Genomic DNA, 21,849 nt, shown 5'->3' on the forward strand with positions numbered 1-21,849 from the left:
GCCATTCCAGGCCCCTGACCAGCAAGAACATGGCTCTTGCCCCTGCCGTTCAGTAACAGTTCAGGAGCACACAATCAGGCGACGAGATGACAGACGAATGGCGTAGAAGACCCCGCGTGGACGAGAGTGAGGAGGACGAGGCGCTGGCGTCCCCTGGTTCTGTCTCTTTGGCCATGTCGTGTCCAAATAAGGATGGCCACTGGGTGGAGTGCGGCCAGGTATGCGATGGCGAGTTTGATCCCTCTTATGGATGTCAACCGGCGGGGCTGGTGCAGGGGCACCACATGCTTTAGGTACATCCACTGAGCTTGTCCTACCTTCCAAGCGTGGGTCTAGGAGGTCATCTCATTTGGGGTGTTCGATAGGCTCCAGATGTGGGGATCGTTGAGCGGCTTGTGCCGGATGAGCTGTGGGAGTTGTTCCAGCGAGTGGTTCCGGAGGCGCCGAGTCGGCCTCAGGGTGGTGGCCGGCGCCGGCACGGCGACCGGGAGGTGTTGGCTGCGATCGTGTTCGTGGCCACGTCGGGCTGCACGTGGCAGCAACTGCCGTCCGCCTCGTTCGGGCTTTCAGGGCCCACGGCTCACCGGCGCTTCGCCGAGTGGTCGAAGGCCCGGGTGTGGGCGAAGCTCCATCGCCTGGTCCTCGACGAACTCGGCTCTCGCGGTGAACTGGACTGGTCTCGCTGCGCGATCGACTCGGTGAACATGCGAGCCCTGAAAAAGGGGACCTGACAGGTCCGAATCCGGTGGATCGCGGCAAGTACGGTTCAAAGATCCACTTGATCACCGAGCGTACCGGGCTGCCCCTGTCCGTCGGGATATCCGGTGCCAACCTGCACGACAGCCAGGCCCTCGAACCGCTCGTGCGAGGCATCCCACCCATTCGCTCCCGGCGCGGACCGCGCCGACGACGGCCCGCCAAACTCCACGGCGACAAAGGCTACGACTACAACCACCTGCGCCGATGGTTACGCAGCCGCGGCATCCGACATCGCATCGCCCGCAAAGGCATCGAGCCCTCCACACGGCTGGGCCGCCACCGCTGGACGATCGAACGCACCATGGCCTGGCTCGCCGGATGCCGCCGCCTCCACCGCCGCTACGAACGCAAAGCCGAACACTTCCTGGCCTTCACCAGCATCGCCTGCACCCTCATCTGCTACCGCAGACTCACCAAATGAGATGACTTCTTAGCCGCCCGGAGCCCCGCGACGACTCGACCGCTGGTCGCCGCCGTCGGCGGCTCCCTGGGCGAGTCCCTCGCCGAGGTTGTCGCCCGCCTACTGCCCGGCGCTGTCCGCCGCGGCGGCGATCTGGTCACCGCCCGCCTGCACGGCGGCGCTGGCGTGGTGGACGGCGACGCAGTGCTCGGCGAGCAGGCGGGCAAGGCCGTCAAGCAGATCAGCGGTGTAACTCACGATCGGATCTCCAAACCCTTCCCGCTGTTCGCCGCGCAGCAGAAGGCGCGTCTGCCATTCGTCGCGTGCTCGTTTGGGGGAATGCCACATGACGGAGAGCGGGCGGCGTGAGTTGATGATACAGGGATGACCAGGAGGAGGCGAACGTGCCGGACACAATTTCTCATTCTGTTGAGCCAACGTTGCCCGATGCCTTTTGGCGTCATTTCACCTCGACGCTGGCACCTGCCGTTGAGAAGGAATTCGGAGATCATCAGGTCACTCAAATTCAGATCACGCTCACGCTACCGGACGAGACCATTCCATACGTCGGCCGTACGTTGTCAGACGTGGAGACTTGGTTTCGCTGGTGTATGCGGCTTGAAGAATTGCTGAGCGAGTATCCAAGTTCGCCCCCTCCTGTTCATTTGACTTACCCGTCAAAGATGCAATTTGCTGTCGTCAGCGTTCGACGGGAAAGCCCCCTCAAAGTCACCCTGGAGGCCAATCCCAGAGACGTCCACTACACGCTTAAGAGCGTGTGGGTGGCTTTGGAAATCATTCGCATGTTGGCAGGGGGAGCGGCTAGTGACCTCACGGTCCACGGACCAACTCATGCCGCGCACGGCGACGTCGTTAGGGCTAATCAGCTACCAGAGCCATCCCCGCAGGTAAAGAAGCAAGAGCTAGCTCTCGGAGGGGTCCGTGAAGGGGGCAGTGTCGGCCAGGGTGTGCAGGGTGAGCTCAAAGTGAAACTGTCGAATGGGGACGAAATCGACTGTAAGATCACGATGTTTGCGCGGGCTGTCGATAATGACACTGCTTTCATCGCAGATATCGCTACAGCCTGCGTCCAGTTCCCGCAATAAGAAAACGAGGCTTCCAGCGCAAAGCACGCCGGATCTGCGCGGCGATGAGCGCCTGCACGTCGTCGGCGACTTCGGGCAGTCCCGATTCGAGGTACTTCGCGCTGCGGCCGGGCGAGTGCCGGGCGGCCATGTTCTCGTGGACGCGGACGGCGTAAATGGTGTCATAGGAGACAGCTGTCGTCAGGTTCTGCTCATCGACCGAGGTCGTGCCACTGCGTTCGAGGATGCCCTCGTTGATCGGCACCCGCTGTCGGCTGGCGCCGAGGAAGTGCTCGGCGCGAAGCAGTGCCCCGCGGGATGCTGCCTGGCGCCGGTCACTGCGGCGCCATTCCAGCGCAGGCGGGCGCGCTGGGGACTCACTCGCACATCACCTCCGAGCAGGCAGGGACTGGAAGGCTTGGGGCGGAGTGGTGCGCGACCGAGATCACAGTGCGGGAGCGTTCTCCTTGAACTTGCGATGTGGCGGTGTCACCACCCGTCCGCCGGTCCGCGCGCCCATGCCTGATAGCTGGCATCCGCAAGGATCTCCATGAACGGACCGTCGGCCAGGAGGTTGACCAGGTCGAGCGGTCGGGCCTGGGCGATGCCCGCGCAACTGCCCGGTCAGACGGGGCTGTAGTACAGCACGCGCCCGTCAGCGTCCGTGAGGACCATGGACGTCACGGCGTTCTGCTTGGCCTTGCCGGAGACGAACTTGTTCCGGCCTTTGCGACCTGCGGCCGGGCGTCGCACGCTGATCTCCGTGCCGTCGATGATCCCGGTCTGACCGCTGGCGCCCAGCCCGCGGTCCGGGCGGCGTTCATCCTCGGGCGTGTGCGGGCAGGTCTCGCGTTGCTGGTGGCTTCCCGGCACGCCTGTGCCTACAGCCCCCAGAAGGCCCGGGAGTCCTGGAAGTGGCCACTCAGGGTGTGTCAGGGGCACCGCCACGGCCGCGGCCGGCGGGCCGGTTAGAGGACCCGCCCGTCGTGCTGTTCGTGTCCTGTTGCCCGGCTGCCGTGGCGCCCGCCCGCCCAAGTTGACGGTGCATGGCGCAGGGGATTCCCCCGGACGGCGGAGCGGGCAGGCTGAGGCGGCCATGACATACCCATACGGTGCTGACCCGAAGGGGGACCGTCTCGTGCTCCGTAAGCCAAGCGCCCTGCTCGCCGCCTCCGCCCTGCTCCTCCTCGGCACCGCGACGCAGGCCGCGGCCGACACCCCGCCCCCTGCCGCGCCGTCGGCCGCCTGCACCTACACGCCGGCCGTTCCCGCAGACAACTTCAAGGGGATACCGGTCTTCGACCCGGTGAAGGCCGCCAAGCCGTACAGCGCGACGCTGCGCACCGGCCAGGGCGCGATCACCTTCCGGGCACTGACCGACAACGCTCCCTGCACCACGTACTCCTTCAAGTTCCTCGCCCAGCGCGACTACTTCGACCGCTCGCACTGCCACCGGCTCACCACCGCGCACATCTACGTGCTCCAGTGCGGCGACCCGACCGGCACCGGGAGCGGCGGACCCGGCTACGCCTTCCCCGACGAGAACTTGACCGGGGCGACCTATCCCGCCGGGACGGCGGCGATGGCCAACGCTGGGCCCAATACCAACGGAAGCCAGTTCTTCTTCGTCTGGAAGGACACCAAACTCTCGCCCGCCTACACGCCATTCGGCAAAGTCACCGCGGGCCTCGACGTGCTCCAGAGGATCGCGGTGGGCGGCGAGGACGACCAGAACGGGCCGGGAGACGGCTTTCCGATGCTGCCGGTGAACATCAAGCGCGTACAAATCAAGAGCAGGTAGTACGGTCCGGCGCCGGCCCGGTCCTTGCCGGAGGCTTCGTCCGTCCCGGTCATGGTCGGCGTCGTACGAGTTGGCCGACGAGACCGTCCAGCGGGGAAGAAATTCCATGGGGACGCGGCCCACTTGGAGAAAGGTGACCTTGTCGCCGTGGTCGGCGACATGATGGCTTGTAAGCAGAGTGATCTTGCTGATCGGGTGGGCGAACGACAACAGCTGTAGACCGCCGGCCCGGTCGCGCGCTGCGCGCCCTCACGAGCTATGTGGGGCAGCAGTGCATCGCAGTGCCTCGGCGCCTCGCTGTCCTGGTGCAGACGGTGTAGTCGACGGCGAAGGCGTATCACCGGCGGAACTCGTCGTAGATCCCGACCGACACGTGCTGAGGTGCATCCGGTTTGACGATGTCCAGACCGAAGACTCCGGACACGCCGGCTTCTGGGCCAATGCCGATGAGAAGCTCACGGGCCGAGACGTCGACGCCGGGGCCGTCGAGGCCCGGCGGTCGGACGAGCACCCGGACGTCGGGATGGGGATGAGGCGCTGGCGGCCACTGCCTGATTCCGGTGCAACAGGCTGGGGCTGGTGCCAGTCAAGCGAGACGTCGGTCGATGGCTGCCGGTTGGGGTCCTCGGCACGAGGCGGTATGGCGGAGTCGATATCGGGCGCCGCTGCTTCCTCAGGCGTCCTGCGACAGGGTGACGGCGCTGTAGGGGCCGACGCCGATTGCGCCCGACCATGGCTGCCCGTCCTGCGCGATTCCCTCTGCACGGGTGTCGAGGCTGGGTGAGTTGTCGAACTCTGGGTCGTAGCCTGCCCAATCGCTGTTGAACCGGACGTACCAGTCTCCTGCACGTGGTAGCCCGACGCGATAGCCGTTATAGCGACGATTGCCGAAGTTGAGGACGACGATGGTGCTGTCGCGTGGGCCGCCCCGCGCGTATCGGTGAAAGGCGATGACCTTGTCGGCGTCGTTGCAGTGGTACACGTCGACTTGGTTGCCTCGCAGGCCGGCGGTGGTGTGGTCGCGGTTGCGCCGGAGTGCGATGAGGTCCGTGTAGAGCTGGACGATGCCGCGGTGGCGCCCGCGCTTGTCCCAGTCGAGCGGGGTGCGGTCGTCGAATGTCCGGTCTTCCAGGAACTCCTGTCCTTGGAAGAGCATCGGTATCCCGGGTGCAGTCAGCAATGTCGCGGCGCCGAGTGTGGTGCGCTTCTTGGCGTACCAACTCTGGGCGTTTCCCGGCCAGATCGCCTCGGGCAGGCGTCCATGAGCCTCGGCCGCGGTGTCGTGGGACTCGGTGTAGATGACCCGAGCCAGCGCGTTGCCGCCGAGCCGGTGCTCGATCGCGGTGCGCACTTGGGCCATGCTGCGTTCGCCGTCCTGCGCGGCGGTGAGTGCCAGGCGGAGCACGTGGGCGAACCCGGCGTCCCACTGGGAGTCGAAGCCGGCACCCGTTGGGGTGGCGGTAGTGATGGCGGGATCGTCCTGGAGGTCCTCCGCGATGCTGATCTTCCATGGCTGGCGGGCGTCGATCTCGTCGTTGACCCACCGCATCAGAGTCCACCCGTCGGGAATCTCGGCGGGGTCGTCGTCGTCGACGTTTCGGATGCGCGAGGTGGCGTCCCAGCGCAGGCCATCCATGCGGTACTCCTCTAGCCAGAACAGCGCGCTTTCGCACAGATACCGGCGGACTTCGACTCGGCCGTAGTCGGGGCGCGGACCCCAGCCTGACTCGCGGCGCAGGTCGTTGTAGAAGTAGATGCCGTCGCCGTCGTTCTCGTACCAGCCGTCGAAGCGACGCAGCCCGTCGTCGAGGTCGTCCGGTCCGAGGTGGTTGTAGACGACATCGACCAGCACGGCCAGGCCGTGCGCGTGGGCCGCCCTGACCAGGGCCTTCAGCTCACTTGGGGAGCCGTAGTCGGCTGATACCGCAAATGTAGACACCGGGTTGTAGCCCCAGGAGGACTCGCCGGCATACTCGGTGACCGGCATGAGTTCGATTGCTGTCACCCCGAGTTCTGCCAACTCGTCCAGTCGCTCGACCACGTTGCACAGCCGCCCGGGCGCGCGTCCGGAGCCGCGGCTGAAGGTGCCGACGTGTAGTTCGTAGATGACGAGCTCGTCCCAGCCCGGGCAGTGCCAGGGGTCTGCGCTCCAGTCGAAGTGCGAGAACTCCGTGGTATCGATCACGGCGTTGCCGGCTGAGCTGGTTAGCCTGCGCGCGTACGGGTCGATCTTCCACTTCGCGGCGCCTTGGGCGGGGGTGACGAGGTACTTGTACTCGTCGCCCGGCCGAGCTACCGCCAGCTGTATGGACCAGTAGCCGCCGTTCTCGGCGGTCATCGGATGCACCACGGCCCAGCCGTCGAACGATCCGGCGATGCCCACAGCCTCGGCGTTCGGAGCCCAAACCCGGAATGCGGTGCCGTGCGAGAGGGCGGTGGCACCCATGGTGGGGAGTGGGTCGGCACTCATTGGGAGGCACTCAGCTGCTCAGGGGGCTTCAAGCGCTCCGGGGGTCTGCCTTGCAGATCCTCCCAGGACGGCTCGCTCATCAAGCCGGCCTGGGCAGCGAAGTCCACGATCTCCGGCCAGTCCCTAGCCGGCCCGTAGCGCTTCCCGCCGATCCTCACCTCGCCTGCGGAAGTGACATATATTTTCGGAGCCCAGCTTGCGTAAAGTTCCAGGTATTTCCGGCCCAAGGCTGTAATTTGCACGTACTTTTTAAGGTGGAGCCACTCACTCTCACGGTGTTCGAACTCGTTCTTCATATCTATTAGTCCCTGCGAACCCTCGTGCGATTTCAAATATCCAAGTGCTCGAAGGTGGTCCAGTTCCCGGTACATCGAATCTCGGTACTGCACGTCATCGCCCCTTTCGTCCCCGGCCAGTTTCTCCAGATGACTCCGCTCATGGCATGTGAGCAAGCTGAGGACGGCCAACTGGAGTGACTCAACTCTGGTTTCGAGCTCCTTGATCCGCCATTTTGCCTTGAATGGGCCAAATGAGAGTTCCTCCAGTGCGCCTGGACTCGCCAATGCAAGGAATGCCAGAGCCAGGGTGCCGAAAACCGCGATGACCGAAGCGACCAGGTTCTGAGTGTGTTCTATCGCGCTGGTGTAGAAGGTATCCGCGAGCATTGCAAATAGCAGGACCGCGAACACAATCGTCAAGCCGCGAAGCACCCTTACGGGGGTAAACGTGCGACCCAGAGCTTTTCTTGCGAGAAGCAGATCTTCTCTCGTGATGCAGATGCGTTTCCCCAGCTTGCTCTGCGGCTTGGGTATGCTATCGGTGATTCGGTCGGTTCTCTCGACGAAAAATTGCGCGCGACACATCGTCGACATCGCCTTCCCCTCGCTGCCGGGTCAGCGAATCATCAAGGCCAGCAGAAGGATCTTCCAAGATCCAGTATCCCACCTCGGGCCTCCAACGACTACAGACACAGAAGAGCCATAGGGCGTCCGGCTTGCCTCGCCTGGTGGACCAGCACCATGGGCGAGTGTGGGCACGCCGAGAAGTGCACCCCTGCTCGCCGAGCGTGGTCACCTTGCCGTCGGACTGCCTGGAGCTGCTGCTGCCGCAGCTTGGGCGACGCTTCCGCTACCCGGGTCGAAAGCCGCTGCCGGATCGGGATGTGCTGTGCCGGATCCTCCACGTCTTGACATCGGGATCCACCGACAGCACCGTGACGATAGTTTCGTCGCCGGCCGGTCGATCTCGGTTCTCCTTCAGTCACCGAGCAGCAACATAGCGCCGCCTCTCAGGGAATCGGCGCCCGTGGTCGTTGCCTAGCCGGTCCGCCGGCAGAAATCACCAGTTGAACCCGTTCGTTCTTCGGTACTGCGCGGCAGAGCGCGCTACTGTGAGTGACCATCCTTCGTTTCTGTCGTCGGGGTCGCGGGCGGTCAGCGCGGGCGTATCCCCGCCTCGCCCTACCCAGCACGAGATTTTCCGCTGCTGGTTTGGTGCTGACTTCGGAGGGTCAATGGTGGAAAAACTGCAGGTTGTCGCTCTGATCGAATGAGTTGTCGTACCACTCGATGGTGGTGCCGATGAGGCTGGCGGCGACGATGCGGGGGAGGCTGGACGGGGCTGGTGGAGCGCTCGCGGGCGACGGCATCGGCACCACTTCCTGGCGTTCGAGGACGACCGCAGCCAGGGGGGAACGCAGCCGCTCGGTCCGCTGGCCGTGACGGCGGGTCAGGCCCGGTGTCTGCTTGACGAAGGTCCGTCGCCCACACAAGACGTTCTTGCAGGTGAACCGGCGCACCCTCAGGCGGAGGACAACGCTTCGTCCAGCGTTGGGCGCGGCGGCTGGAAACCGCAGGTAGGAACCGTGAGCCCGGGTGGACCACCTTCCGCAGTCCGGGCACGAGGTGCCCGTCGCGGTGCACTGCGCGTCAACGTGCACTATCCACACCCGGCTGTTCCACCCTCCGGACCGCGCGCATGAGAGGCGTTCAGACATGGAGTAGACGCAGACGCACACGGGCCCGAAGTGGTCCGCGTCGGCGAGGGCGAATCGCACGGCCTGCCCATCCTGCCTATCGCGTACGCCGTCCTCGAGCGACGACGACCGGGCAGACGGGTGGGCGGCATCCTTCAGGCTCACCGACCCCAGCGGCAGCCCGGCGTGGCCGCCCCGCTCCCGCGTGCCGACGACCAACCTGTCGGCGTCCGCAGCTGCGGCCAGGAGGGCGTCGACTGGATGATCCCGGACACGGACGGTCTCAACGCGCAGACTCGGATGTGCGGTGGCGAGCCGGGGCCGGGTGCCGTCCAGTACATCGGCGGCCACGTCCAGGGGAAACTTGGCTCCGTTGATGCCGCGGACGGCATTCCCGACCCGCCCGGGGCATGCCGCCGGGCCGTTCGCGCAGGGCTTCCAGCACGTTGTCCGATCGTGTCAGGGGTGGGTCTCCCGGGCGGGGGTGCCTCCAGTCTCGATGTTCTTTCGTTCGGCGCGCCCGAACCTGTGAGGTTCCGACAATCACACATGGGCTGGTCCGTGCGGGCGGGAGTCTCGCGAAGTCGGTCGGTTCCAAGAGCAGCTTCAATAGACGACCCCGTCTGCTAGCCGTGTCCCCTGCCGACCTCACGGGAGAGAAGGCGCTGGCTCACTCTGCTGACGGCCCGTCAGAAAAGTCAGCATTGAGTCAGCATTCGTCCGACCAAACTTGCCCGCAGATGGTCACACGTTGGGATCAGGGACAGCTATGGAGGCGTCTGCCGCGGCGACCTCCGCAGCTCCCGGCGTACCGAGGGGTCGCCGCAAGGTGAGCACGCAGGTAGCTCCCGGCGTGCCCGTAGTGAAAACGGTGTTTTCCCAGGTCAGCGCACCCGTCCGCGAGGTTTCAGTGGTACCGTCGGCAGTTCCGGTGCTGGCAGCGGGAGCCCGTCGTAGCTCTGCACCTCACCGAAACGGGCCCCCTTCATCCAGTCCTCTCGAGCCTGTACGATCTCTTCTTGAGACCGGCAGATGAAGTTCCACCACATATCACGTGATCAGCGGTTCTTCCCAGGTCAGGGGTATCGCACACCCTCGGGCGTCAGTAAAAGGTCAGCATCGGACGCCGAGGAGTCAGCACCACATGGCAGCACGCACGCTCGCACGCGGTATGGGCACCTTCTTCAAGCACTGCGAACACCCTGAGTCCCGTTGGTCGAAGTGCCCGCACGAGTACAAGATCCGGTACCGCAACGCGGCGGGCAAGCAGACCGAGGAGGCCGGTTTCGAGACGCAGGACAGGGCGATCGCTCGTTTGACGGAGATCTACAACGAGAAGAAGGCGGCGCCGCGGTCTCAGGCGAAGGCGGAGCGCATTCAGAAGTACGGGACGATGCTGTTCGAGGAGTACACCGAGGAATGGAAGGTTGGCCAACGGCACCTGGCCGTCTCGTCGGTACGACACCTCGACTCGCTCCTGGAGCATCACCTCTACCCGGCGCTCGGCAGTAGGCGGATGAACTCCTTCGACCACAAGGTGGTCGACGGCTTCATACGCACCATGGAACGCGCGCGAACGGGAGTGGCCACTCAAGCGAATGCCTTCGACAAGCTGCGCGCGATCCTCCTCGATGCGCAGCGGCTCGGCATCTTCACCGACAACCCGCTGGCAGGCGTTAAACCGCCGCAGTACGACCCGGCACGGGCCGTGATCCCGTCCCTCGAACAGCTCCGCGCGATACGTACCGCAGGCGACGACGCCTTCATGCTGATCGTCGACCTGATGAGCGGCTGCGGCATGCGGAACGGAGAGGCCGCGGCGGTGAACCTCAACAACATTGTGGCCGACGACGTGTATCGGATCACCGAGCAGGTCGTCCTGTCGACGCGGCAGTACGGGCCGCTCAAGCACAGGAAGGTGGGGGAGTACCGCGATGTGCCCCTACCGGCTCGGATCAGGGAGACGGTCGAGTGGTACGCCGGGAAGTACGGCACGGTCGACGGCTACCTGCTGCGCCAGCAGAACGATACCCGCAGGCCGTATCCGCATTGGAGGATGGACAACCAGTGGCGGCGGATCAGGGCGTCGGGCAAGGTGGACATCCCGGAAGGGATGGTTCTTTATGGGAACCGCCACTTCTACGCGTCGAACTGCCTGAGCAACGGCATCCCGATCACGGACGTCGCCGAGTGGATGGGGCACAAGAGTGTCGACGTCACGTTCAAGATCTACCGGCACCTCCTGCCGGGATCGATCGGCAAGGCGGCGCAGGTGCTGGACATGGCCCTCGCGGCCTGACAGGACGGCGAGTACTGGCCTCGCCGGCGGCCAGTACTCGTGCTTGGAGGGACTCAGCCGAGCTTCTGCTGCCGAGCCCAGGCATTCGCGTCGGTGATCTTGAACTGTAGTTTGGCGCTACGACCGTTCCCGAATTTGTAGGGGACAAGTCCGAGTTTCGGTGCATCCCGGTACACCCACGTGATTGACATGTTCAGATACTCAGCGGTCTGCTTAGCGTTCATGAACTGCGTGGGCATGCACGGTCCTCAGGGTCAGAGGGGTCGGGAAGGCCCAAGCTTCCGCCCCAGACCACGGTTTGCCGAGGCGGCGGATCGAGTGGTAGCGAAACGCTCCCTCGTGATCTCCGAGCAGCGGCATCTGAGCCTTGGCCCCAGGGCCGCGGCGCAGGGGGTGACTCGACAGGAGAGACAGGCTCCGGTCTTCGGCGCGCTGCACGTTCGTGCCGGCAGTTTCTTCGTCTGCTGGTGGTACAGCATCTACACCATTGAGCTTCTTCGAGCTGGCCACCGATCAGGTGACGGTCCACGAAGCGCAACGAGCAAGGCTCCCGAGCTGTTGATCGAGATGTCTGACGTCTCAACCACGCTGCTCGGGGGCGTTGGTCATCTATCCTGCCGCACTCGACCTGCCCCATGCGCTCGTGGAGTGGGTCACCATGCTCGCAGTCACCCGTGAGGGCGAGCGGCGCTGCAAGCTCCGCCCGTCTCAGCGCGCGATGGTGGCATTGGTGTACCTGCGCGAACACACCACCCTGGCGAAGATCGCTGCCGGGTTCGGCATCAGCGAGTCCACCGCCCACGCCTATACCAGCGCGGTCATCCCCGACGTGCAGGTCGCAGGGGAGCCGGTCGGTGGCGTTAGCGGTAGGCGGCGAGGAATGTCCGCACGCCCGCGTCGGCGTAGTGGTCGAGTTGGGGCTGGGTGTGCTGTGGGCTGCCATGGAACATGGCCTTGTTCACGGGGATCCAGAGCAGCAGGCCGGAGAAGTGGTTGGCGGCCAGGAGGGGGTCGTCGATCCGCAGTAGGCCCTGGTCGGCTAGGCGTTGGAAGGTGTCGGCCAGGGTGGCCAGTACCCGCTCGAAGCCCTGTTCATACCAGGCGGCGCCCAGGTCGGGGAAGGTGTCGGCGTTGGCGATGATGAGGCGCCGCAGCTGGAGCACCTGGGGCTGGGTGAGGGTGGTCAGGAACTGGCGGGCCAGCCGGAGCAGGTTCTCCTCCAGTGAGTTGGCGTCGGCGGGGATGTCGGCCACCAGGTCGATCATGGCCTCGATCCGGTCGGTGGTGGCCAGGACGATCTCGGCGAACAGCTTCCCCTTGTCGGCGAAGTGCTTGTACACCGTCTGTTTAGACACGGCGGCCAGCTTGGCGATGTCGTCCATGCTCGTGCCGGCGTAGCCCTTAGCCATGAACACCGCTGTCGCGGCCTCCATGATCGCCTGGTGCTTGCGGGCCGAGCGTCCGCCGGGTTCGTTCGCTTCCATGCCGCCTCCTTCATGCCAACGGTACTGGACAGTCCAGTTCTTCTGGGGGTACTGTACCGTCCAGTTCCGCAGTACTGGACGGTCCAGTTCCGAGATAGAGTCTTGGCTTAAGGGGGATCTCGCATGACGCAGGCGATCCGCGCACCGTTCACCGGAGGCGCTGCCTCTACTCCGCTCGCCACCCGCGCCCTGCTGGCCTGCGGCGCCGCAGCGGGTCCGCTGTTCCTGGGGGTGGGGGTGGTCGAGGGCCTCACCCGCACCGGCTTCGACTTCACCCGAAACGCCATCAGCCAGCTCAGCCTCGGCCCGCTCGGCTGGATCCAGGTCGCCAACTTCCTGGTCACCGGCACGCTGGTCACCGCCGGAGCGGTGGGACTGCGGCGGGCGATCGGCCGCACCGCCGGCGGCGCCTGGGCGCCGCGTCTGGTCGGCGTGTTCGGCGCCTCCTTCCTGCTCGCCGGCGTGTTCACAGCGGACCCCGGCGCGGGTTTCCCGGCCGGTACGCCGGACGGTCCCACCACGCTGAGCGGCCACGGAACGGTCCACATGCTCAGCGGCACCATCGGCTACCTCGCGCTGTGCGCCGCGTTCTTCGCACTGGCGCGGCACTTCGCCGCCCAGGGCCGACGCGGCTGGGCCCTTGGCTACCGCCTCCTGCCGCTGGGGATCATCACCGGGTTCGCCGCCTCCGCCACCATGGTCGCGGCCTTCACCGCCGCAGCCGGCCTGGGCCTGCTCGCGCTCACCACGGCCATCGCCCAGCTGGCCGACCTCACTCCGGCCACTCGGCGGTAGCTCCAGCTCCCACACGCGCGGCACCATCCTGAGACCAACCCACCCAGACAGACAGGACGCCACATCATGACCGCACTGGTGAAAGGCCCCGCCAGCTACTTCCCGTCGATCGAGAAGAAGTACGGCCGCCCGATCGAGCAGTGGAAGGACCTGATTCGCACCTCGCCCCTGACCAAGCACATGGAACTCGTCGCATGGCTCAAATCCGAGCACGGCCTCGGCCACGGGCACGCCAACGCCCTTGTTGCCCACACCCTCGCCGAACGCAGCGAAGACTGAACCGGACAGGGGAACTGCGCAGCCGCCCTGCCCGGGGGCTGCCGGTCTTCGTGAACAGACACAGGCACGGGTCCCGTGATCATGGAGTTGCGATGCTCTGTGATCACCGAGGAGACCTGTGCCTGTGCTGCCAGCCTGGCTGACCGAACCGCTCTGGAGCCAGTTCGCCGCCTTGTTGCCGCAGCGGCCCCAGTTCGATCCGGCCCATCCGTTGGGCTGCCACCGACTCCGGATCAACGACCGGATCGTCTTCGACAAGTTGTTACAAGTCCTTCGGTTCGGCTGCTCGTACGAGGCGATCGCGGACTCCACCTGCTCGGCCACCACGATTCGCAACCGCCGCGACGAGTGGATGCAACTCGGGCTGTTCACCAAGCTGAAGCAGATCGCGCTGAACGCCTACGACCGGATCGTCGGTCTCGCCCTCGACCAGATCGCCATCGACGGTGCCATCACCAAGGCACCCGGCGGAGGTGAAGTGGCCGGACGCTCACCGGTCGACCGGGGCAAGCAGGGCATGAAGCGATCGAGCATGACCGACGGCTATGGCATCCCGCTCGGCCGCGTCCTGGTTGGCGCCAACCGCCACGACTCACCACTCCTGGCCCCGACCCTCGACTTGCTGCCCGAACTCGGTCCACTGCCCGACAAGATCACCGTGCACCTCGATGCGGGATATGACTCGGCCAGTTCACACGTTCTGCTCGACGAGCGGGGCCTGCGTGGCCGGATCGCTCGCAAGGGGACCAAGGCGCCGGTCCAGGCCACTCAGCGATGGCACGTCGAGCGCACCCACGTCTGGCAGAACGCCTTCCATCGGCTCGCGCGGTGCTATGAACGGCGGCTCAGCGCCATCGAAGCGTTCTTCGATCTCGCCGACACGATCATCACTGTCCGTAGCTTGATCCGCCGTGCCTGGACCACCCACCGCTGGGATACACGCCCTCGTCGCCAACCATGACGGCCGCCTATCTGCGCAGGCTCTGAGCGGTGGCGGGACCTGGGCATCCGCGGCAAGGATCTGTCCAGGCGCCCGGACCGGTGGTGGCGTGGCCGCAACGAACAACGAGACGTCGCCTTCTGCGACGGTCTCTACGGCAACGGGTTACGGGTCTCGGAGTGGGCGAGCGTGATGCTCCCCGACGGATACGGCATTCCGCTGGGCCGTGTCCTGGCCGGCGCCCACCGACATGACTCTCCACTGCTCGCCCCAACCCTGGCGCCTCAACGACCTTGGCCCGCTGCCCGACGACATCACTGTGCACCTGGACGCCGGCTACGACTCGGACAAGACCCGCGCCCTGCTCAACGAACGCGGCCTGCACGGCCGCATCGCACACAAGGGGGGGAAGGCGCCCGTCCAGGTCGGCCAGCGTTGGTACGTGGAGCGCACTCACGCCTGGCAGAACGTCTTCCACCGCCTCGCCCGCTGCTACCAACGGCGCGTCACGGTCATCGACGCGTTCTTCGACCTCGCCGACACGATCATCACCGCGCGCAGCCTGATCCGACAGGCACGGACGACTCACCGCTGGGCCGCACGCCCGAACCGCCGACCATGAACACACGCCAACCCGCGCGAGCTCTCACTCGCGGGGTCTCGTGACGGTGTGGCGGGCTCATATGTGTGAGGACTCAGCGGGGGTGGCCTCCGACGACGACCAGTCTCAGCAGGGTAAAGCGCACCACAGTCACCAGGGCGAAGCTGGGTACCAGCACCAGGGTCTCGCGTGCAGGTGAGGCGGTGGGCCGGTAGTGGCGGAAGAGCAGGACTGCTCCGGATGTGACCAGGTACGCGAGGACGAACAAGACGCCTGCCGCCAGGTGTGCCTGGACGGCACGGACCGGAGAGCCGCGGAAGGTCAGCCGCCGGTTCGCCTCGGTGTTGAGGACGGTGACGACGCCGAGCGAGGCGAGATTGGCCACGAGAGGAGGCGACCAGTGGCGCAGCCCCCAGTACAGCAGGGCCTGACCCGCTGTGGAGGCGACGCCGATCACGGCGAACCAGCCGGCCTGTCTGGTCAGGGTGGCGTGGCCGGGCCGGTCGGAGGCGCTGTGCCGTGCGCCGGGGCGTCGCACCTTTCCATCATGACCCGGTGCACGGGGACCTGGGGGACTGCCTGAAGCAGTTGTTCGACCGTTCGGCTGGTGACAGACACCCGCATGCACCTCAGGGCCCGGTCAGCCGGCCTGGTCTGTGTCAGCTTGTGAATGTCTTGTCCGTCAGGCACGGGGCGAGGCATGGAACCGCCCCGTCGTAGGGGCCGCTCAGCGACTGGAGGAGAGGGCCGATGGAAAGTGGCGGACGGCCGTCGGGTTCGGCCCCGACCGGTGGCTCGCGACGCCCAAGACCGGAAGGGAAGCCGGCGCTGAAGCGACTGAAGCGCGTGCTGGGCGCTGTGGCTGCCGCTGCGGCTGCGGGCCGTGCTCGGATTCGTGCAACGGCACAGCGTGTCAGACAGTTGCCCCCGCCCCCGGGGCCGTTCCGTCTTGGATTCTGGCGCAGCCCGATCCGCGGGCCTTGGCTGACGTCCGTGTTCGGACTGGTTCTCCTGATCGGCATTCCGGTTCTGTTCATCACCGGACTGCTCTCCTACGCTTCCTACAACCCCGACCTGAGCCCCCTCAACGACGAGACCCCCGACAAGGGCGTCCTCGGCTTCTACCTCTTCAGCTGGCCCACGCATCCGTACTGGTTGTACCGGCTGCTCCAGGGCATGCACGTGACGCTGGGGGTCGTGCTGGTTCCGGTGCTGCTGGCCAAGCTGTGGTCGGTGATCCCGAAGCTGTTCGAATGGCAGCCCGTACGCTCCATCGCCCACGGCCTGGAGCGGCTGTCCCTGCTGATGCTGGTCGGCGGCGTCATCTTCGAATTCGTCACCGGCATCTTGAACATCCAGCTCTACTACGTCTTCCCGGGCTCGTTCTACCGCCTGCACTTCTACGGCGCCTGGGTGTTCATCGCCGCCTTCGTCGTCCACGTGTGCCTCAGACTCGGCCGGATGACCCAGGCCCTGCGCTCACGCAGCCTGGGCGCCGAACTGCGCACCGACCTCGCCCACACCATGCCCGAACCCCCCGATCCCGACGACCTGGTGGCCGCCTCTCCCGCCCCGCCCACGATGACCCGCCGCGGCGCGGTCGGCATGGTGGGAGCCGGATCGCTGCTCCTCCTCGTCGTGACCGCCGGACAGAGCATCGGCGGATGGCTGCGCGGCACCGCGCTCCTCGCGCCGCACAACCGCGATCCGGACAGCGGGCCGAACAGCTTCCAGATCAACAAGACGGCGGCGAAAGTGGGCGTCACCCCCGCGCTCGTCGGACCCACCTGGCGGCTGGAGGTGCACGGACGCGGAGCGCCACGGGTCTTCACCCGCGATCAGCTCCTGGCGATGCCCCAGCACACCGCCGCACTGCCGATCGCCTGCGTGGAGGGATGGTCCACCGAAGACCAGCACTGGAGCGGTCTACGGCTGGCCGACCTCGCCGCGCTGGCCGGACTGCCCGACGCCAGAAGCGTTCTGGTCCAGTCCATCCAGCCCCCCGGCCCCTTCACCCGGGTGGTGCTGCGGGGCAACCAGATCCACGACCCCCGAGCGCTGCTCGCACTCCGCGTCAACGGTGCGGACCTCTCGCTCGACCACGGCTACCCGGCCCGCATCATCGTCCCGGCCAACCCCGGCGTGAACAACACCAAGTGGGTCCACCGGCTCACCTTCAGGGCGTGACCATGGCACGATTCGTCCGCTGGTACGGCTCCGGCCCCCTCCACCTGCTCGTCCTGATCGCCTCCTTCGCCCTGACCGGCTACGCCCTGGTGCGCCTGTTCGCCGTCCAGCCCTGGGAGGTGGCGATCTGGTTCGTCGGTGCGGCGATCCTCCACGACCTCATCCTGCTGCCCCTGTACTCGCTGGCCGACCTGTCCGCCCTCTCCGTCCTGCGGCACCGTTCGGGCGGCGTACCGCAGGTGCCGTGGATCAATTACCTGCGCGTCCCCGCCTTCCTGTCCGGGGTGCTGCTGCTCGTATGGTTCCCCCTCATCCTGGATCTGGCGATCCCCTACCAAGGCGACACGGGACTGCACGAAGGCGTCTACCTCGGCCGATGGCTGGCGATCACCGGTGTGCTCTTCGGTGCCTCGGCGCTGACCTTCGCACTCAGACTGCGCCGCGTCCTCCTGGCCGCCCGCGCCGACGAGGAACGCCCACCGACCGATCGTGACGGCTCCCCGTGACGGCCGAGGAGAACCGGCCCGCACACCGGGACCCCTACGCACTGGCCCTGCGGACCGGCGGCGGGCCGGTGTACCTACGGCTGACGGACGGACGATGGACCTGGTTGCCGGTGCACCGCTGGTACGCACAGCCCACCAGGGCCGACGAAACCCTGCTGGAGCGCTGCGTCGGCCCCGTTCTGGACGTCGGCTGCGGACCGGGCCGGCTGTGCAGGGCACTCCTGCACCAGAGCATCTTCGCCGTCGGTATCGACGTTGCCCCGCGGGCGGTCGCCCGCACCATCGCTCTCGGTGGGACGGCACTGTGCCGGTCGGTGTTCGCCCCCCTTCCTGGTGAGGGAGCCTGGCAAACCCTCCTGCTGGCCGACGGGAACATCGGTATCGGCGGCGACCCCCGGGCCCTGCTCCGACGGTGTACACAGCTCATCGCACCGACGGGTGTCCTGCTCGTCGAGGTCGAGCAGATCGACGTGGCAGAGCGCTGTACCGCATGGGTGGAAGACACCCATGGCCATCGGGGTCCACCGTTTCCCTGGGCACGTCTGGGCGCTTCGGCGCTCCGCCGCATCGCGCCAGAACTCGGCCTCGGCGTAACCGACGAGTGGCGGAGCGATCACCGGAGCTTCCTTGCGCTCAGCCCTCAGTGCACTGCCCGGGGGCGTCCCAGCTGATGGGGGATCGGCGATCCGGTTGTGAGGACATCGGTCGGGCTCCGGTGACCAGCGAGCAGGTGGCCTCGCCGGATCGTGGCACTCCGTCATGACAACAGCGGCGGCGGGAGGTGCGGCCCGCCGGTGGTGCCGCTTGAGTGAGGTCAGTTCGCTGCGCAGGGAGGCTGTGATGGATCACCGACCGGCACCTGATGTGGGCCTGCCCCGATGGCGGCGGCTCGGACCGTCCTGGCCGAGTCCGGGGCAGACGGGCTGCGGTCGTTGAGCGCGCGACCGATCGGTGACCATGCCCTGCTGTCCGACTGCCGCTCGGCCGCGCTGGTCACCTCCGAGGGCTCGGTGGACTGGCTGTGCCTTCCCCGCTTCGACAGCCCGGCGATCTTCGCCCGGCTCCTCGACGAGGACGCCGGCCACTGGTCCATCCGTACCGTCGGACCCGCCGACGTCAGCCGCAGCTACGTCGAGGACACCCTCGTCCTGGAGACGACCTTCCGGGCAACTGGAGGAACGGCAGTTGTACGCGACGCGCTCGCCCTGGGACGGCGCGAGCGCGGACATGCACTCGGCGAGGCTTCCCCCGGAATTCTGCTGCGTCAGGTCACCTGCACCGAAGGACAGGTGAGCCTCGACATCGTCTACGCGCCACGCCCGGAGTTCGGGCTGATCCATCCGCTCCTGTCACCGGTCCGGGGCGGGCTTGCCGCGTACGGCGGCGCCCACGTGCTCCGGCTGTCCAGCCCCGTCGAGCTGACGGTGAGCGGTTCCACCGCGAACGGCCGGTTCAACCTGCGGGCGTCGGACCGCCTCGGCTTCGCATTGCATGTCGGGCCGGCGTGGGGAAGCGAGCCGGTGCGCTGGCGGGCGGGGCGCGTCCGGCGGCGCCTGAACGACACCATCGAGGGCTGGCGCTCGTGGTCCCGGCAGCACCGCGGCTACGTCGGCCCCTGGCAGGACGAGGTGGCACACAGCGGACGCGTGCTGCGGGGACTGACCTTCGCCCCTACGGGAGCCATCGTGGCAGCGGCCACCACCTCACTGCCCGAACGCCCCGGCGGCACACGCAACTGGGACTACCGCTACACCTGGGTCCGCGACGCGAGCTTCACCCTCCAAGCACTCGGCACAGCGGCCTGCGAGAAGGAGAAGGACAAGTTCTTCGGATTTCTCGCCCGCGCTGCGGCAACCCAGCTCCACCGCGGCATGGACCTGCAGATCATGTACGGCATCGGTGGTGAACACGACCTCAGCGAGCGGCTGCTGCCCCACCTGGCCGGCTGGCGCGACAGCACCCCCGTGCGCACCGGCAACGACGCCTGGCGCCAACGCCAGCTCGACGTCTACGGCGAACTCCTCGACGCCGCCCACGAGACCCTCCCACCCGGAGAGCACCTGGACCCACCCACCCGCGCCTTCCTGGTCGAGGCGGCCGACACGGCCGCCCGTCGCTGGACCGAGCCCGACCAGGGCATCTGGGAGAGACGCGGACCGAGCAGACACTTCCTGCACTCGAAACTGATGTGCTGGGTCGCCCTGGACCGCGCCATTGCCATGGCTCCCGCGCTTCAGGCCGACGAACGCGTACCCCACTGGCGGCATGAGCGGGACAACATCCGCCAAGCCGTCGAAGAGCGCGGCTGGAACGCCGGATTGGGGGCCTTCGCCCAGGCGTTCGGCAGTGACGAGCTGGACGCATCGGCGCTGATGCTGCCCATCGTCGGCTTCCTGCCTCCGCACGACCCGCGCGTCCTATCGACGGTGCTGGCCATCGCCTCCCACCTCACCGACCGCAACGGCCTGGTCCGCCGCTACCTCGGCGACGAGATCGAGGAAGCGGAAGGAGCCTTCCTGCTGTGCACCTTCTGGCTCGCCCACGCTCTCGCCCTGACCGGTCATGTGGTCCAAGCACGGCAGGTGTTCCAGACCGCCCTCGCACACGCCAACGATGTCGGCCTGCTCGCCGAGGAAACCGACCCCGCCACGGGAGAGGCCCTCGGCAACTTCCCTCAAGCCTTCAGCCACATCGGACTCATCAACGCCGCCCGCGCCATCCGCGATGCCGGGCAGCAACCCGCACCGCAAGGAACCGAACACCGGTCCCCGTATTCGTCCAGGCTGCACTGGTTCTTCGCGGCCTGGAAGCATTCCTCGATGGCCCAACGTGAGCCGGCCACGCGGGCCAGTTCGGCGATCTCGACGCCGGCGGGTGCGTAGGCGAGGTAGTAGGCGAGCTCGTTGGGGTCGGACAGGCTTCGGCGGGCCATCACCCAGCGGTGATGGGTAGGTGGGTCCGGGGCGAAGATGATGTTGGCGGGCAGCTTGGCCGCGGCCCAGTCGTAGACGCGCGGGCCTTTGGCTCCATCGCCGCAGGACAGGGTCTGCCAGGCGTCGTCGGGTGCTTCTTCGACGAGCTGGTCGAGGCGCCAGATGCCGGCGAGGGACTTGATCTGCTGGGACTTCGGCACCGCCACGACATAGCCGATGCCGAGTTGTTCGAGCAGGCGGCGGAAGGACCAGTCCTGTCCGTAGGCTTCATCGGCGGTCACCCATGTGGCGGGGAGGTCTGCGGCGATGCAGCGGCGGACCATGTCCTTGGCCAGCTCGCCCTTGGTCGCGAAGGTACGTTCGTCGGGGATCTTCGCCTCCCGGCACCGCTCTCGATCCTTGGTCCAGCACTTGGGCAGGTAGAGTTCGCGGTCGACCAGGGCCCTTCCGCGGACGGTGGCGTAGGCCGCCAAGACACCGATCTGGCAGTTGTCGATCTTTCCGGAAGTGCCGGTGTACTGCTGGGATACCCCGGCCGACGTGGCGCCTTTCTTGATGAACCCGGTGTCATCGATGATGAGCACTCCACCCGGACCGAGTTGTTGGCCGACGTACTCATGTAGGTCGTCTCGAACGGCATCGGCGTCCCAGCGGGCGCCGTTCAGCAGATGCTGCAGTCCAGCTGGGTCACGATGCCCTGCGTACTCGGCCAGTTGGTGAGGTCGACTCGGGGCGCCCTGTTGGTGTTTCCACCAGTGGGTTTCCCCGAGCCGCCTCCCGAACCGGACGTGCCCGCTCTCCAGGCATCCGGCTCTCCACAAGCCCTCTCAGGCGGCCACGGCCACCCAACAGTGCAGTTTGGTCTGCATCTCCAGTACCCGGCGCTCGGCCTTGAGCAGCGCGAACTCCAGCGCGTCGGTATTCACCGGCGGCCTCCCGGCATTGCAGCATCCTCCCCGCCGACTTGCTGGCCCCCTTCGCCATGCACGGAGCTTTCCTCCGCTCGGACTACTACGGGGCCTCCGCCCCACCTGCGGCCCTCAGCCGGCAACGGGCCTGCCCTCCTCGCCGGACCGGCTGTCCGGACAAGAAGGGCGACCGCAGGCGGTTCCCACGTTCACCATGTGCCGATCGGCCAGGTCGGCGTCCCGCTACTACCCCGGCAGCATCACCACGCCTACGCCGCAGACCTTCAGCGTGGCCTCCCCACCGGCAGTTGGAGACCGGCTTCGGAGTTGACCGCCCCTGCAAAAACGAGCGGTCACGCACTGCACCCCGGGCCCATATCCGCCAGATTGGAGCCCGGTGACAAGACTTACGAGGCTTTACACGGAT

Annotated in this window: 20 protein-coding genes and 6 pseudogenes; 14 read left to right on the top strand and 12 right to left on the bottom strand. The window is 66.6% G+C overall.

Features of this window, described 5'->3' with window-relative positions; translation table 11 throughout:
* The first annotated feature begins 380 nt into the window (after window positions 1-380).
* Window positions 381-1,180 (top strand): IS5 family transposase gene (locus tag AVL59_RS48185; RefSeq protein WP_237281881.1). Its coding sequence is split into 2 segments (ribosomal slippage): window positions 381-716 and window positions 719-1,180, totalling 798 coding nucleotides; the frame shifts between segments, so codons are not numbered across the junction.
* A 99-nt stretch (window positions 1,181-1,279) separates the two neighbouring features.
* Here the strand turns inward: AVL59_RS48185 and AVL59_RS52165 are convergent.
* Window positions 1,280-1,417, bottom strand: coding sequence for a hypothetical protein (locus AVL59_RS52165; RefSeq protein ID WP_159399938.1), 138 nt, complete (start codon window positions 1,415-1,417; stop codon window positions 1,280-1,282).
* A gap of 146 nt (window positions 1,418-1,563) precedes the next feature.
* On the opposite strand from AVL59_RS52165, the gene AVL59_RS52170 reads away from it, so the two are divergent.
* A complete protein-coding gene (locus AVL59_RS52170; RefSeq protein ID WP_159399939.1) occupies window positions 1,564-2,265 on the top strand; it encodes a hypothetical protein in 702 nt (233 codons plus the stop codon).
* On the opposite strand, the gene AVL59_RS16975 is transcribed toward AVL59_RS52170, so the two are convergent.
* On the bottom strand, window positions 2,237-2,509 hold the full coding sequence (locus tag AVL59_RS16975) for a hypothetical protein (protein ID WP_308281988.1): 273 nt from the start codon (window positions 2,507-2,509) through the stop codon (window positions 2,237-2,239). The genes AVL59_RS52170 and AVL59_RS16975 overlap by 29 nt on opposite strands.
* 359 nt (window positions 2,510-2,868) lie before the next feature.
* The gene (locus AVL59_RS48195) at window positions 2,869-3,117 is read right to left on the bottom strand and encodes a hypothetical protein (protein ID WP_079146743.1); all 249 of its coding nucleotides are present in this window, start codon (window positions 3,115-3,117) and stop codon (window positions 2,869-2,871) included.
* 265 nt (window positions 3,118-3,382) lie between these two features.
* Here AVL59_RS48195 and AVL59_RS16985 point away from each other — a divergent pair, with 265 nt between their 5' ends.
* Window positions 3,383-4,045 carry a peptidylprolyl isomerase gene (locus tag AVL59_RS16985; protein ID WP_067304965.1) on the top strand — a complete coding sequence of 221 codons (663 nt, stop codon included), beginning with the start codon at window positions 3,383-3,385 and terminating at the stop codon, window positions 4,043-4,045.
* 673 nt (window positions 4,046-4,718) lie between these two features.
* On the opposite strand, the gene AVL59_RS16990 is transcribed toward AVL59_RS16985, so the two are convergent.
* Window positions 4,719-6,491, bottom strand: a complete 1,773-nt coding sequence (locus AVL59_RS16990; protein WP_067304968.1) for an alpha-amylase family glycosyl hydrolase — start codon at window positions 6,489-6,491, stop codon at window positions 4,719-4,721.
* 20 nt (window positions 6,492-6,511) lie between these two features.
* Window positions 6,512-7,387, bottom strand: coding sequence for a hypothetical protein (locus tag AVL59_RS54315; RefSeq protein ID WP_067304969.1), 876 nt, complete (start codon window positions 7,385-7,387; stop codon window positions 6,512-6,514).
* Window positions 7,388-7,599: 212 nt separating this feature from the next.
* Here AVL59_RS54315 and AVL59_RS56400 point away from each other — a divergent pair.
* Window positions 7,600-7,713, top strand: a pseudogene (locus AVL59_RS56400) (IS5/IS1182 family transposase); the annotation flags it as partial.
* A gap of 312 nt (window positions 7,714-8,025) precedes the next feature.
* Here AVL59_RS56400 and AVL59_RS54320 read toward each other — a convergent pair.
* The 3 genes and pseudogenes from AVL59_RS54320 to AVL59_RS48205 form a co-directional block, all read right to left on the bottom strand.
* Window positions 8,026-8,313 (bottom strand): hypothetical protein, encoded by a 288-nt coding sequence (locus AVL59_RS54320; RefSeq protein ID WP_237281970.1) that lies wholly within the window; start codon window positions 8,311-8,313, stop codon window positions 8,026-8,028.
* Window positions 8,302-8,841, bottom strand: a pseudogene (locus AVL59_RS56405) (universal stress protein); the annotation flags it as partial. The pseudogene AVL59_RS56405 and the gene AVL59_RS54320, both read right to left, overlap by 12 nt.
* 533 nt (window positions 8,842-9,374) lie before the next feature.
* Window positions 9,375-9,539: pseudogene (locus tag AVL59_RS48205) on the bottom strand (pirin-like C-terminal cupin domain-containing protein); the annotation flags it as partial.
* A 95-nt stretch (window positions 9,540-9,634) separates the two neighbouring features.
* Between AVL59_RS48205 and AVL59_RS17005 the strand changes: the two are divergent.
* Complete coding sequence (locus AVL59_RS17005; RefSeq protein ID WP_237281524.1) at window positions 9,635-10,789, top strand: tyrosine-type recombinase/integrase; 1,155 nt, start codon at window positions 9,635-9,637, stop codon at window positions 10,787-10,789.
* 53 nt (window positions 10,790-10,842) lie between these two features.
* Here the strand turns inward: AVL59_RS17005 and AVL59_RS52985 are convergent, their stop codons facing one another.
* Window positions 10,843-11,028 (bottom strand): hypothetical protein, encoded by a 186-nt coding sequence (locus AVL59_RS52985; RefSeq protein ID WP_067304971.1) that lies wholly within the window; start codon window positions 11,026-11,028, stop codon window positions 10,843-10,845.
* 362 nt (window positions 11,029-11,390) lie between these two features.
* Here AVL59_RS52985 and AVL59_RS48215 point away from each other — a divergent pair.
* Window positions 11,391-11,612 (top strand): annotated as a pseudogene (locus AVL59_RS48215) (helix-turn-helix domain-containing protein); the annotation flags it as partial.
* A 37-nt stretch (window positions 11,613-11,649) separates the two neighbouring features.
* Here AVL59_RS48215 and AVL59_RS17015 read toward each other — a convergent pair.
* The gene (locus AVL59_RS17015) at window positions 11,650-12,273 is read right to left on the bottom strand and encodes a TetR/AcrR family transcriptional regulator (RefSeq protein ID WP_067304972.1); all 624 of its coding nucleotides are present in this window, start codon (window positions 12,271-12,273) and stop codon (window positions 11,650-11,652) included.
* Window positions 12,274-12,396: 123 nt separating this feature from the next.
* Between AVL59_RS17015 and AVL59_RS17020 the strand changes: the two genes are divergently transcribed.
* From AVL59_RS17020 to AVL59_RS17035, 4 genes and pseudogenes are all read left to right on the top strand, one after another.
* Complete coding sequence (locus AVL59_RS17020; protein WP_067304974.1) at window positions 12,397-13,068, top strand: DUF998 domain-containing protein; 672 nt, start codon at window positions 12,397-12,399, stop codon at window positions 13,066-13,068.
* A 66-nt stretch (window positions 13,069-13,134) separates the two neighbouring features.
* Entirely contained in the window at window positions 13,135-13,347 is a 213-nt protein-coding gene (locus AVL59_RS17025; RefSeq protein WP_067304975.1) for a DUF4287 domain-containing protein, read from the top strand.
* A 118-nt stretch (window positions 13,348-13,465) separates the two neighbouring features.
* The gene (locus tag AVL59_RS17030; protein WP_067304978.1) at window positions 13,466-14,308 is read left to right on the top strand and encodes an IS5 family transposase; all 843 of its coding nucleotides are present in this window, start codon (window positions 13,466-13,468) and stop codon (window positions 14,306-14,308) included.
* Window positions 14,309-14,482: 174 nt separating this feature from the next.
* Window positions 14,483-14,909: pseudogene (locus tag AVL59_RS17035) on the top strand (transposase); the annotation flags it as partial.
* A 73-nt stretch (window positions 14,910-14,982) separates the two neighbouring features.
* Here the strand turns inward: AVL59_RS17035 and AVL59_RS17040 are convergent.
* Window positions 14,983-15,426: a GtrA family protein gene (locus AVL59_RS17040; protein ID WP_067304982.1), complete on the bottom strand. Its 444-nt coding sequence runs from the start codon at window positions 15,424-15,426 to the stop codon at window positions 14,983-14,985.
* A gap of 455 nt (window positions 15,427-15,881) precedes the next feature.
* Between AVL59_RS17040 and AVL59_RS17045 the strand changes: the two genes are divergently transcribed.
* From AVL59_RS17045 to AVL59_RS17060, 4 genes are all read left to right on the top strand, one after another.
* Window positions 15,882-17,075, top strand: a complete 1,194-nt coding sequence (locus AVL59_RS17045) for a molybdopterin-dependent oxidoreductase (RefSeq protein WP_099053075.1) — start codon at window positions 15,882-15,884, stop codon at window positions 17,073-17,075.
* Window positions 17,076-17,077: 2 nt separating this feature from the next.
* On the top strand, window positions 17,078-17,581 hold the full coding sequence (locus AVL59_RS17050) for a hypothetical protein (protein WP_067305003.1): 504 nt from the start codon (window positions 17,078-17,080) through the stop codon (window positions 17,579-17,581).
* Complete coding sequence (locus AVL59_RS17055) at window positions 17,578-18,252, top strand: class I SAM-dependent methyltransferase (protein WP_067305006.1); 675 nt, start codon at window positions 17,578-17,580, stop codon at window positions 18,250-18,252. Before AVL59_RS17050 ends, AVL59_RS17055 begins: the two co-directional genes overlap by 4 nt.
* 261 nt (window positions 18,253-18,513) lie before the next feature.
* Window positions 18,514-20,463, top strand: coding sequence for a glycoside hydrolase family 15 protein (locus AVL59_RS17060; protein WP_079147393.1), 1,950 nt, complete (start codon window positions 18,514-18,516; stop codon window positions 20,461-20,463).
* Here AVL59_RS17060 and AVL59_RS48220 read toward each other — a convergent pair.
* Window positions 20,352-21,230, bottom strand: a pseudogene (locus AVL59_RS48220) (IS701 family transposase); the annotation flags it as partial. The gene AVL59_RS17060 and the pseudogene AVL59_RS48220 sit on opposite strands and share 112 nt — an antisense overlap.
* Window positions 21,231-21,849 lie beyond the last annotated feature (619 nt).

This window comes from Streptomyces griseochromogenes (assembly GCF_001542625.1).
GTDB classification, from domain to species: domain Bacteria; phylum Actinomycetota; class Actinomycetes; order Streptomycetales; family Streptomycetaceae; genus Streptomyces; species Streptomyces griseochromogenes.

Excerpts from the sequence above, each read along its gene's own strand:
- AVL59_RS16990 (WP_067304968.1), bottom strand. The coding sequence starts at position 6,491 with ATGGGTGCCACCGCCCTCTCGCACGGCACCGCATTCCGGGTTTGGGCT.
- AVL59_RS54315 (WP_067304969.1), bottom strand. The coding sequence starts at position 7,387 with ATGTCGACGATGTGTCGCGCGCAATTTTTCGTCGAGAGAACCGACCGA.
- AVL59_RS17005 (WP_237281524.1), top strand. The coding sequence starts at position 9,635 with ATGGCAGCACGCACGCTCGCACGCGGTATGGGCACCTTCTTCAAGCAC.
- AVL59_RS52985 (WP_067304971.1), bottom strand. The coding sequence starts at position 11,028 with ATGCCCACGCAGTTCATGAACGCTAAGCAGACCGCTGAGTATCTGAAC.
- AVL59_RS17015 (WP_067304972.1), bottom strand. The coding sequence starts at position 12,273 with ATGGAAGCGAACGAACCCGGCGGACGCTCGGCCCGCAAGCACCAGGCG.
- AVL59_RS17020 (WP_067304974.1), top strand. The coding sequence starts at position 12,397 with ATGACGCAGGCGATCCGCGCACCGTTCACCGGAGGCGCTGCCTCTACT.
- AVL59_RS17025 (WP_067304975.1), top strand. The coding sequence starts at position 13,135 with ATGACCGCACTGGTGAAAGGCCCCGCCAGCTACTTCCCGTCGATCGAG.
- AVL59_RS17050 (WP_067305003.1), top strand. The coding sequence starts at position 17,078 with ATGGCACGATTCGTCCGCTGGTACGGCTCCGGCCCCCTCCACCTGCTC.